The sequence below is a fragment of the Rhizobacter sp. P2_H3 genome (assembly GCF_056403355.1).
In genome coordinates this window covers 1-12,285 of the sequence record NZ_JBFUFQ010000177.1, presented here as the reverse complement: position 1 = coordinate 12,285, position 12,285 = coordinate 1, and the positions used below count along the sequence as shown (strand labels likewise).

Below are 12,285 nucleotides of genomic sequence, written 5' to 3'. Positions count from 1 at the left end.
CAGCATCACCGAGCACGCGATCGAGCCGATCGGCTGGCACGCCGCCGGGTTCGCGCTGGTGCGCAGCCACGTCGGCCAGGGCCGCCACGAGACCCTGGGCGCCTGGCCGCTGTCGTGATCGCGCCGTGAGGTACGATGCCGACCGCCCCGAACTGGCGTCGGGCGGGGACCTCCTATGAAAGCCACTTTCGGATTCGTGTCGCTGCTGATCGCGTTGGCGATCATCGGCATCGTCATCAACAAGCAGCTGAAGGCCGTCGGCAAGGTGCCGGTGGTGGCCACCGACGGCAGTGTGTCGCAGGGCACCGGCGCCGCCAGCGGCACGGTGCGCGAGCAGTCGCAGCAGCTGCAGGAGAAGGTGCGCAACGACGTCGTCAAGGCCCTCGAGCAGGGCGCGCAGGGCACCGCCCGCCAGGACGACTCCCCCAAGTGATTCCGGCCCCTGACGCCRCCGGTGCCGCACCCCAGGCGGCTTCGGCCGCCGACGAACACGCGATGCGCATCGCGCTCGACCAGGCCCGCAACGCGTGGCTGGTCGGCGAGGTGCCGGTGGGCGCCGTCATCATGCGCGCCGGCCAGGTGATCGCCACCGGCTACAACCGCCCGATCACCGAGCACGACCCGACCGCGCATGCCGAGATCGTCGCGCTGCGCCATGCGGCCACGCTGCTCGCGAACTACCGGCTGCCCGAGTGCGAGCTCTACGTGACGCTCGAGCCCTGCGCGATGTGCGCGATGGCGCTGATGCACGCGCGCTTCAAGCGCGTCGTGTTCGGTGCCCGCGACCCGAAGACCGGCGCCGCCGGCTCGGTGATCGACCTGTTCGGAGAGTCGAAGCTGAACCACCACACGCAGATCGCCGGCGGCGTGCTCGCCGACGAATGCGGCGGCGTGCTGCGCGAGTTCTTCGCCGAACGCCGCGAGCTGTACCGCCAGCGCCGCGCCGGCGCGCCATCCCCATCCCCCGAGCCGGCTGACGAGCCGTCCGGCATCCCCACCGGAGAGGTACTCGAGATTGAGCCCGCAACCCCACCATCCTTCACACCTCCATTCGCACCATCATCACCATCACGATGATGAGCCGGCAGGCCGTTCGCTGACGATCCTGTCTCCGGCCGGCGTGGTCGCGAGCGCGGCACCGCTGCGCCGTGCGGTCAAGCGCCTGGCGGCGCTCGGCTTCGAGGTCAGCGTCGACGAATCGGCGCTGGCGAAGCACCAGCGCTTCGCCGGCGACGACGACCTGCGCCTGGCCGCGCTGCACCGCGTGGCCCGCCAGGCGCCGTCGATCGCGATGGCCGCGCGCGGCGGCTACGGCCTCACGCGGCTGCTCGATCGCATCGACTGGAAGCTGCTCGGCCGCAGCGTCGAGCACGGCACGCGCTGGGTCGGCTACAGCGACATGACGGCGCTGCAGCTCGGCCTGCTCGCACACACCAAGTCGACCAGCTGGGCCGGGCCGATGGCCTGCGGCGACTTCGGCGCCGAGGTGCTCGACGAGGTGACGCCCGATTGCTTCTCCGAAGCGATGACCGGCGAACTCGAGGCCGTGGGCTTCCGCACCGAAGCCGGCTTCGAAGGCCTGGAGCTGAAGGGCACGCTGTGGGGCGGCAACCTGTGCGTGCTGAATGCGCTGCTCGGCACGCCGCACTTCCCGAAGGTCAAGGGCGGGATCCTGTTCGTCGAGGATGTCAACGAGCACCCCTACCGGATCGAGCGCAGCCTGCTGCAACTGCACCAGGCCGGCGTGCTCGGCACCCAGAAAGCGATTCTTCTCGGTGCATTCACCGAGTTCCGCAAGTCGCCGCTCGACCGCGGCTACTCGCTGAAGAGCATGGTCGAGTACCTGCGAAGCGTGACAAAAGTCCAGATCCTGACCGGTTTGCCGTTCGGGCACGTGCCGACCAAGCTGACACTGCCGGTCGGTCGCAAGGTCACCCTGCTCGTCGACGGCCGCAACGTTCTGGTTGGCTGGTAGCTGGTCGACTTCTTGCTTGCAACCGAATGCCCTGCTGGCTCGGGGCCGGTAAAGCCGTGGAAACCCCTGGCAAACCGGCTGCTCGCCGGGCTTTATCATTGCTGACTGCCTCGCGGCGACACGGCCACAAGCCGGGTTGTGTGAGGCTCTTGTTTTTTGTCCGGCCTGTGCTTACCCGCACGCGCCGTTTGTCTGCTGTCGAAGGAGTGCGCGGGATGCGGGGATCTGGAACGTGGCTGGGCCGTGGGCTCGCAGCCCTGCTCACCACCTGCGCCGTGCTGGCCGGCTGCGACAACAGCCCGCAGCCGAAGGGTGCCGCGCAGACGAACACGATGTTCACCGCGTACCAGGAGCGCTCGCCGCGCTACCTCGACCCGACCGCCTCCTACGCGAACAACGAGACGCCGATCACGTACCAGGTCTATGACCCGCTGTACGCGTACCACTACCTGAAGCGCCCGTTCGAGCTGATCCCGAAGACGGCGGCCGAGATCGCGCGCCCGCACTACCTCGACAAGAACGGCCAGCCGCTGGCCGACGACGCACCCGGCGAACTGGTCGCCGAGAGCGTCTACGACGTGAAGATCAAGCGCGGCGTGCTGTACGCACCGCATCCGGCCTTCGCGAAGAACGAGCAGGGCGGGTACCTGTACCACGACCTGAAGCCGGCCGACACCGAAGGCAAGCGTTCGCCGTGGGACTTCGCGAAGACCGGCACGCGCGAACTGGTCGCCGACGACTTCGTCTACGCGCTGAAGCGCCACGCCACGCCGCGCATCGAGGCGCCGATCTACGGCATCTTCTCCGAGTACGTGATCGGCCTGAAGGAGTACGGGGCGCAGATCAAGGCCGAGGACGCCAAGCTGCGCCAGGGGCTCGACCCGGCCTCGCTCGACAAGCCCTTCCTCGATTTCCGCAAGTGGCCGCTGGCCGGCGCGAGCGCGCTCGACGACCACACGCTGCGCATCCGCATCCGCGGCAAGTACCCGCAGTGGAAGTACTGGATGGCGATGACCTTCCTCGCGCCGGTGCCGTGGGAGGCCGACAAGTTCTACGCCCAGCCCGGCATGGCCAAGAATGGCCTGGCGCTGACGCGCTGGCCGGTCGGCACCGGCCCCTACATGCTGACCGAGTACGTGCAGGACCGCCGGCACGTGCTGAGCCGCAACCCGAACTACCGCGAAGACCTCTACCCCTGCGAAGGCGAGCCCGAGGACAAGGCCGCCGGCCTGCTGAAGGATTGCGGCAAGCCGATGCCCTTCATCGACAAGCTGGTCTTCAACAGCGAGAAGGAGAAGGTGCCGTACAAGGCCAAGTTCGTGCAGGGCTACCTGGACGAGCCCGAGGTCGAGCGCGTCGACTGGGGGCCCGATTTCCTGGCCGATGCGAACGACTCCGACGAGGTCAAGAAGCGCTTCGAGGAGCGCGGCTTCCAGTTCCCGCAGACGGTCGACATCTCGATCTGGTACCTCGGCTTCAACATGCTCGACCCGGTGGTCGGCAAGGGCGCGACGCCGGAAGAGGACGAGCGCCACCGCAAGCTGCGCCAGGCCGTCTCGATCGCGATCGACTGGGAAGAGGGCTACGGCCGCATCTTCATCCAGAAGGGCGGCGTCGCGGCGCATGGCCCGGTGCCGGCCGGCCTGTTCGGTTCGCGCCACGGCACGCCCGAGGGCTACAACCCGATCACGCACAAGATGGTCGACGGCCGCGTGGTGCGCCGCTCGGTCGACGAGGCCAAGCAGCTGCTGGCCGAGGCCGGCTACCCCGACGGCCGCGACGCGAAGACCGGCCGCCCGCTGGTGCTGAACTACGACTTCCAGCGCGCGATCACGCCGGAGTTCCGTGCCGAGCTCGACTGGATGGTCAAGCAGTTCGCGAAGATCGGCGTGCAGCTCGAGATCCGCGCGACCGACTTCAACCAGTACCAGGACAAGACGCTGAAGGGCAAGCACCAGATCTTCTGGGCCGGCTGGCTCGCCGACTACCCCGATGCGGAGAACTTCCTGTTCCTGCTGTACGGGCCCAACTCGAAGAGCAGGCACGAGGGCGAGAACATCGCCAACTACGACAACCCCGAGTACGACAAGCGCTACAAGCAGCTGCAGCTGCTCGAAGACGGCCCGCAGAAGCAGAAGGTGATCGACGAGATGGTCGACATCGCGCGCAAGGACGCGGTCTGGTCGTTCGGCTACTACCCGTATGCCGCCGGCGCCTACCAGCAGTGGGTCTACAACGGCAAGCCGACCATCATGATCCGCGACATGGTGCGCTACCACCGGCTCGACCCGGTGCTGCGCACCGCGAAGCAGGCCGAGTGGAACCACCCGGTGTACTGGCCGCTGCTGCTGATCGCGGCGGCGCTCGCGCTGCTCGCCTGGATCGCGCGGCGCGGCTTCATCGCCCGCGAACGCGCCAACGCCCTGGCCGGCGTCGCCACCCGTCCCGCGAAAGCCTGACCGATGCTGAACTACGTGATCCGCCGTGGCTTCTACGGCTTCCTGATCCTGCTCGGGGTCAACCTGTTCACCTTCCTGCTGTTCTTCACCGTCAACACGCCCGACGACATGGCGCGCCTGAACATCGGCGGCAAGCGCGTCACGCAGGAGCAGATCGAGAAGTGGAAGACCGAGCGCGGCTACGACAAGCCGCTGTACGTCAACGACAAGGCGAGCGGCCTCGAGCGCATCACCGACACCGTGTTCTGGGACCGCTCGGTCTCGCTGCTGGCGCTGAAGTTCGGCCGCTCCGACGCGCGCAGCGCCACCGACATCGGCCATGAGATCCGCACCCGCATGTGGGTCAGCCTGCAGCTCGCGGTGCCGCTGTTCCTGCTGCAGATCGTCGCGAGCGTGGGCTTCGCGCTGCTGCTGGTGTTCTTCAAGAACTCGCGCATCGACTTCTGGGGCGTGGTCGCCTGCGTGCTGATGCTGTCGATCAGCAGCCTGTTCTACATCATCGTCGGGCAGTTCCTGTTCTCGCGCATGTTCCGGCTGGTGCCGATCTCGGGCTTCGCGCCGGGGCTTGATGCGGTGCGCTTCCTGATCCTGCCGGTGATCCTGTCGCTGCTGTCGCGCCTGGGCGGGGAAGGGCGGCTGTACCGCGCGATGTTCCTCGAGGAGATCGGCCGCGACTACGTGCGCACCGCGCGCGCCAAGGGCCTGTCGGAGCCGCGCGTGCTGTTCCGCCACGTGCTGCCGAACGCGCTGATCCCGATCATCACCAGTGCCGGCAGCTACCTGCCCTACGTGTTCCTCGGCAGCCTGGTGTTCGAGAGCTTCTTCGGCATCCCGGGCCTGGGTGCCTACGTGATCGATGCGATCTCGGGGCAGGACTTCGCGATCCTGCGCTCCATCGTCTTCATCGGCTCACTGCTGTACATCGGCACCTACATCCTCATCGACATCGCGTACACCTGGGTCGATCCCCGGGTCCGGCTCAGCTGAGCGCGCACCGGGACTGAACTCATGCCGAAGATTGTTTTCCTGTGGTCGGACGTGGTGGTGATGCTGCTCGTGCTCGCCCTGTTCGTGTACGGCTGGCGCATCCACCGCAGCCCCAACCTGCGCGCCTCGTGGCTGAAGGTGTTCCATGACCCGGCGGCGATGTGCTCGGCGGTGATCCTGCTGGTGTTCCTCGGCGTCGCGGTGGTCGACAGCGTGCACTTCCGGCGCGCGCTGCAGAACGCCGCGAGCGCCGGCGCGCAGCAGGCGCAGGCCTACAGCACGCGCACCGAATCGCTGCTCGACGTGGTGCTCTCGACGCAGGTCGAGGGGCGCGAGACCACCTATTCAGCGCCGCTCGCCACGCGTGCCTTCACGAAGGATTCGCGCGAGGTCAACGGCCGCACCGAGCGCATCTTCCCACGGCTCGACCACGGCGGCGCGCACCTGAAGGACGATGCGGCCGAGTGGGCCGGCGACGTGGCGCGGCGTGCCCTGCTGGGCCTCGTGATCGGCATGCTGGTCGGGCTGGCCATCGTGTCGGCGGTGGCCGCGGTGGTCGCGCGCGTCAACGGCTGGACCTGGCGCCAGGCGTGGCACCAGCTGCTGCACAACCACACCGACCTGCCGCTGCGCGCCGGCCTGATCACCGTGCTGGTGCTGTGCGCGGTCTTCGGGCCGATCTTCGCGCTCGCGACCCAGTACCACGTGTTCGGCACCGACCGCACCGGCAACGACGTGCTGTACCAGGCCTTCAAGAGCATCCGCACCGCGTTCGTGATCGGCAGCCTGTCGACAGTGGCAACGCTTCCACTCGCGGTCGCACTCGGCATCCTGGCGGGCTATTTCAAGGGCTGGATCGACGAGGTGATCCAGTACCTCTACACGACGCTGTCGTCGGTGCCCAACGTGCTGCTGATCGCCGCCTGCGTGCTGATGATGCAGGTCTTCATCGACACCCACCCCGACCTGTTCGAGACCGGCGCCGAGCGCGCCGACGTGCGGCTCTTCCTGCTGTGCGTGATCCTCGGCCTGACCGGCTGGGCCACGCTGTGCCGGCTGCTGCGCGCCGAGACGATGAAGCTGCGCGAGCTCGATTACGTGCAGGCCGCCACCGCGTTCGGCGTCAGCTCGTGGCGCATCATGCTGCGCCACATCTTCCCGAACGTCGTGCACCTGATCATCATCACGACGGTGCTCGATTTCTCGGCGCTGATCCTCTATGAGGCGGTGCTGTCGTACGTCGGCGTCGGCGTCGATCCGTCGATGAACAGCTTCGGCGGCATGATCAACCTGGCGCGCAACGAGATGTCGCGCGATCCGGTGGTGTGGTGGTCGTTCGCCGCCGCGTTCAGCTTCATGGTGGCGCTGGTGCTGGCGGCCAACCTGTTCGCCGACGGCGTGCGCGATGCCTTCGATCCGCGTGCGCGCATCTTCCGTCCGCGCCGCAACCCGCTGGGCCGCCTGGCCCGCGTGGACCGTACCACCCGCTGAGCCGCTGCGAACACATCTGCCATGCTGCAAGTCCATGATCTGAAGGTGGCGCTCGACGCCGAAGCAGGCCTCGTGAAGGCCATCGACGGGCTGCGCCTGACCATCGCGCGCGGCGAGACCTTCGCGCTGGTCGGCGAGTCCGGTTGCGGCAAGAGCATGACGGCGCTCGCGCTGATGCGCCTGCTGCCCGACAACGGCCGCGTCACGCAGGGCACGCTGAACGTCGAGGGCGAAGAGGTGTTCGCGCTGCCGGAGTCGCGCATGCGCAGCGTGCGCGGCGGCAAGATCGGCATGATCTTCCAGGAGCCGTCGACCAGCCTGAACCCGGTCAAGCGCGTCGGCGAGCAGATCGTCGAGGCGATCGAGGCCCACACCGAGCTGCGCGGCGCCGCGGCCCGCGCGAAGGCCATCGAGTGGCTGGGCAAGGTCGGCATCCCCGAGCCCGAGCGCCGCATCGACGAGTACCCGTTCCGCCTGAGCGGTGGCCAGAAGCAGCGCGTGATGATCGCGATGACGCTGGCTGCCGAGCCCGATTTCCTGATCGCCGACGAGCCGACCACTGCGCTCGACGTGACGATCCAGGCGCAGATCCTCGACCTGCTGAAGCGCCTGCAGAGCGAGCAGGGCATGGGCCTGCTGCTGATCACGCACGACCTCGCGGTGGTGGCCGGCATGGCGCACCGCGTCGCGCTGATGTACGCCGGGCAGATCATCGAGGAGGCGACGAGCGACGAGTTCTTCCGTTCGCCGAAGCACCCGTACGCGAAGCTGCTGCTGCGCGCGCTGCCCGATGCCGACAAGCGCGGCGGCCGCCTCGCGGCGATCCCCGGCACCGTGCCGCCGCTGTGGCAGGAGTTCACCGGCTGCCGCTTCGCGCCGCGCTGCGACCGCGTGATGCCCGAGTGCCACACGACGATCCCCGAGCTGATCGACCTCGGCACGCGGCGCAACGTGCGCTGCATCCTGTACCGTGATGGTGCGATGCCGGTGGATGCCGCCCCGATCCAGGGCGACGCGATCGCCGCGGTGCCGGAAAGCCGCGCCACCAGTGGCGTGGACCAGCCAGTGCTGCTGGATGTGAAGCAGCTGTCGGTCCGCTTCGCGATCCGCAAGGGCTTGCTGCAGCGCGCCCAGGGGCACTTCAACGCGGTCGACGGCATCTCGTTCGCGATCCGTCCCGGCGAGACGCTGGCGCTGGTCGGCGAATCCGGCTGCGGCAAGACGACCACCGGCAAGGCCATCGTGCAGCTGCTGCGCCACCAGGCGGTGATCGAGGGCCAGGCGATCTTCCAGGGTCAGGATCTCTTCTCGCTGCAAGGCGATGCGTTGCGTGATGCGCGGCGTGCGGTGCAGATCATCTTCCAGGACCCGTTCGCATCGCTGAACCCGCGCATGCGGGTGTTCGACGTGCTCGAAGAAGGCCTGCTCGCGTTGCGCCCCGAGCTCGACCTCGGCGCGCGGCGCGAGCTGCTCGAGAAGCTGGTCGACCAGGTCGGCCTGCGGCGCGATGCGTTGCAGCGCTACCCGCATGAATTCTCCGGCGGCCAGCGCCAGCGCATCGCGATCGCGCGTGCACTGGCCGTCAACCCGAAGCTGATCGTCTGCGACGAGCCGACCTCGGCGCTCGATGTGTCGGTGCAGGCGCAGATCCTCAACCTGCTGCGCGAGCTGCAGCGCGAACTCGGTGTGTCGTACCTCTTCATCACGCACAACATCGGCGTCGTCGAGTACATCGCCGACCACGTGGCGGTGATGCAGAAGGGGCGCATCGAGGAATCGGGCACCACCGAATCGGTGCTGGGCTCACCGCAATCGAGCTACACGCGCACCTTGCTTGCGGCGGTGCCCCGAATCAGGGCCGAACTGAGCGCCTGATTCATCGCCGCCATGCATCGATGGCAGCGTGCCATCGATGGGCGAACCACCCGCTTTCAGCGGGCGCGGCACCGCTTTGCTCGTCCATTTTCGAGGGCTGTTGCACAGGGCCAACGACTGAGTTGTTTCAGGTTAGGGGAGGGTGCCCAGGTGCGCGTCGAAGTGTGTCATCGAGTGATCGATCGCCATCGGCGATACCGGCCGCAAACCCGCATGAATGCTGGGTTTCCCGACATCGACACACATGCGCCGTGAGCCTGTATCACACCGGCACCTGCGCGCCTTCTGAAGCGATCAAGGAATACCCTAAACGGTCGCTATTTCCCTTCAGTGACAATTCTTTTACATGTCTTTGCGGACAGGTCATGGCAGGTTCATGAAGCCGGCACATGACTTGCTGTGAGAGTGGGTTTATCGATCAACCTTTTCAGTGTTTTAGGAGATCACATGTTTAGAAGAACGAAGGTCTGCACCGGCCTGATGTTGGCGTTCGGCGGCAGCCTCGCGCTCGGCTCATTGCCCGCTCTCGCACAGCAGCAGATGGACAAGGTCGAGATCACCGGATCGGCGATCAAGCGCATCGACGCTGAAACGGCGCTGCCGGTGACGGTCATCACCCGCGAGGAGATCGCGCGCAGTGGTGCAGCCAACATGGAGCAGCTGGTCCAGAAGATGGCGTCGACCAACACCGCCGGCGCGAGCCGCGGTTCGGACCTGGCCGGCCTCGCGAGCTATGGCACGTCCAGCGTTTCGCTGCGTGGCCTGGGCGACAGCCGCACGCTGGTGCTGTTGAACGGCCGCCGCCTCGCGGTGTTCGCCTCTGACGGCGGTGCCGTCAACATCAACGCGATTCCGCTGGCCGCCATCGAGCGTGTCGAAATCCTGCGTGACGGCGCCTCGGCCGTGTACGGCAGCGATGCGGTCGCCGGCGTGATCAACTTCATCCTGAAACAGGACTACAACGGCCTTGAGATCGGTGGCGAATCCGGCCGTCCGACCAAGTCGGGCGGCGGCAAGACGAACCGCGCGAACATCCTGTTCGGCCACGGCGACCTGGTCCAGGACAAGTACAACTTCATGCTGGGGTTGGACGTCGAGAAGACCACGACCCTCTACGCGATTGACCGCGACTTCTCGAAGTCGGGTAACCGCTATCCGTATTTCCAGAACGGCGCTACGCCGAGCGGCCGGATCGAGGGCAACTACGACCCGAACCTGTCGCTGGACGACAACAAGACCCCGGGCACCAACGGCGGTCTGAACATCTCGGGCTCGGGCTACGGCAACCCGTACGCCGACCTGGGGCAGTGCGCCGACATCCGCATGTTCGCGGTGACCTCGGCGACCGCCAAGTACAAGAACTGCAATTACGACTCGGCGGCGGACGTCGGCTTGTTCCCCGAAACCAAGCGCACCAATGTCTTCGGCACGTTCAAGCTCGCGCTGACGCCTGAGCACACGCTCTACGGCGAAGCCATGTTCGCGAAGAATGTCGTGACCGAGGCCTATCAGCCCGCTCCGGCGCGTTCCGCGTTCTTCGAGACCGACAACCTGTTCTTCAAGAACGCGAACCCGGCGCTGAACACGCCGGCTGCGTTGCTGGTCTACCCAGGGACTCCGGCCTACGGCATCATCCAGAAGTACGTCACCGACAACGCTACCGCGCATCCCGAGCTGGGCGCCCTCATCAGCAGCGGCCTGCCGGTCGCCGTCTCGTGGCGCGCGTTCGCTGCCGGGCTGCGCACCGAGGAAGACACGCTGAAGCAATCGCGCTTCCTCACGGGCCTGAAGGGCTCGCTGGGCAGCTGGGACTACGACGTCGCGGCGATGTACAACCAGAGCAAGACCGAAGGCAGGCTGACCGACGGCTACTTCTCGCAGGTCGGGGTGGCCGGCATCATCAATTCGCCCACCTCGGGCTGGAATCCGTGGGCCCTCAATGGCCAACAGGATGCGGCTCTGACCTCGGCGATCCAGGGCGCCAACTACGTGGGTCCGACGCTGACCGGCAAGTCGACGCAGGCCTCCATCGATGCCACGGGCTCGACGACGCTGACGCAACTGGCCGGCGGCCCGATGCAGCTCGCCGTGGGTGCATCGTTCCGCCGCGAGACCTACAAGATCGACGTGCCACCGATCCTGGGCGAAGGCGACATCGCCGGCCTGGGTGGTGCGACGCCGAACGAGGATGAGGTTCGCAAGGCAGCTGCGCTGTACACCGAACTGAACATGCCCATCCGCAAGGACCTCGAGGTGAACGCCTCGGGTCGCTGGGACAAGTACAGCGTCGTCGGTACGACGACCAACGGCAAGCTGTCGACGCGCTACACCCCGGCGAAGGAACTGCTGCTGCGCGGCGCCATCGGTACCGGCTTCCGCGCTCCGACGCTGCCTGAGCTGTACAAGCCGATGACCGTCGGTGTCAGCGAGCAGTTCGTCGATCCGCTGCATCCGGGCGACGGCCAGATCCAGGCGAATGCCATGAATGGCGGCAACCCGAACCTGAAGCCTGAGAAGTCGAAGCAGTTGTCGCTGGGCTTCGTGGTCTCGCCGACCAAGAACTATTCGTTCGGCGTCGACTACTTCCTGATCAAGATCGACGACTACATCATCTCGCCGGCGGCCCTCGCGCTGGTCAATGGTGTGCGTGCCGGCACGCCGCTGTACGGCCCGGATGACGCGACGTTCAATGCGGACGGCACGGTCGACACCGTCGACCAACGGCTGCACAACGCTGCGTCGGCCCTGCTGCGCGGCTTCGACGTCACCGGCAACTGGAACGACACGTTCTCGTTCGGCAAGGTCTCGGTCGACCTGACCGGTACCTACATGCAGACCTTCGACCTGAAGACGCTGGCCGGCACGCAGCACAGCGTCGGCACGATCATCCAGGACGACGGATCTCCGCTCGACGTTGCCAGCACCGGCGTGGTGGCGCGCTGGAAGCACAACCTGAGCGCGACCTGGGCGACGGGCGCCTGGGCGACGACGCTGGCGCAGAACTACTACTCCGGCTATCGCGATGCCAACGACCTGGAGGGCAACGAGCACCGGGTTCCGGGCACGTCGACCTACGACGCGCAGATCGCGTTCACCGGGGTCAAGAACCTGAAGGTCGCGCTTGGTGCGAAGAACCTGTTCGACAAGGATCCGCCGCTGTTCATCGGCAACGGTTCGTCGTTCCAGTACGGCTTCGATCCGACGATGAGCGACCCGCGCGGCCGTTTCATCTACGTCAACGCGACCTACCGCTTCTTCTGACGCAGACCGCAAGCAGGTAGGCTGACACCGCTCAGGCTGCACTGCCATGCCCGCTGGCCACAAGCCGGCGGGCATTTTTGTTAACCTCGAACGTTTGCGTTTTCCACACTGGAGATCCCAGCGTATGGACTTTTCCAAGCGACAACGCGATCCCCGGCGTCACATCGTCGGGATCGGGTTTGTCATTTTGTTTYACGCGGCGATCGTGTATGCGTTGCTGACGGGGCTGGCCAAGAA

8 protein-coding genes and 1 pseudogene are annotated in these 12,285 nt (G+C 66.7%); all 9 read left to right on the top strand.

Annotated features, from left to right (window positions below):
* Window positions 1-175: 175 nt before the first annotated feature.
* A complete protein-coding gene (locus AC1D1T_RS24205; protein WP_477829015.1) occupies window positions 176-433 on the top strand; it encodes a hypothetical protein in 258 nt (85 codons plus the stop codon).
* A 62-nt stretch (window positions 434-495) separates the two neighbouring features.
* Entirely contained in the window at window positions 496-1,077 is a 582-nt protein-coding gene (gene tadA, locus AC1D1T_RS24200) for a tRNA adenosine(34) deaminase TadA (protein ID WP_477829805.1), read from the top strand.
* Window positions 1,016-1,975, top strand: coding sequence for an LD-carboxypeptidase (locus tag AC1D1T_RS24195; protein WP_477992615.1), 960 nt, complete (start codon window positions 1,016-1,018; stop codon window positions 1,973-1,975). The genes tadA and AC1D1T_RS24195 overlap by 62 nt, the downstream gene beginning before the upstream one ends.
* 215 nt (window positions 1,976-2,190) lie before the next feature.
* On the top strand, window positions 2,191-4,434 hold the full coding sequence (locus tag AC1D1T_RS24190; RefSeq protein ID WP_052212952.1) for an ABC transporter substrate-binding protein: 2,244 nt from the start codon (window positions 2,191-2,193) through the stop codon (window positions 4,432-4,434).
* A 3-nt stretch (window positions 4,435-4,437) separates the two neighbouring features.
* On the top strand, window positions 4,438-5,421 hold the full coding sequence (locus AC1D1T_RS24185; RefSeq protein WP_047510525.1) for an ABC transporter permease: 984 nt from the start codon (window positions 4,438-4,440) through the stop codon (window positions 5,419-5,421).
* 21 nt (window positions 5,422-5,442) lie between these two features.
* Window positions 5,443-6,912, top strand: a complete 1,470-nt coding sequence (locus AC1D1T_RS24180; protein ID WP_047510527.1) for an ABC transporter permease — start codon at window positions 5,443-5,445, stop codon at window positions 6,910-6,912.
* A 21-nt stretch (window positions 6,913-6,933) separates the two neighbouring features.
* Window positions 6,934-8,787, top strand: coding sequence for an ABC transporter ATP-binding protein (locus AC1D1T_RS24175; protein WP_477992614.1), 1,854 nt, complete (start codon window positions 6,934-6,936; stop codon window positions 8,785-8,787).
* 447 nt (window positions 8,788-9,234) lie between these two features.
* Window positions 9,235-12,048, top strand: coding sequence for a TonB-dependent receptor (locus AC1D1T_RS24170; protein WP_477992613.1), 2,814 nt, complete (start codon window positions 9,235-9,237; stop codon window positions 12,046-12,048).
* A 46-nt stretch (window positions 12,049-12,094) separates the two neighbouring features.
* Window positions 12,095-12,285, top strand: a pseudogene (locus AC1D1T_RS24165) (hypothetical protein); the annotation flags it as partial.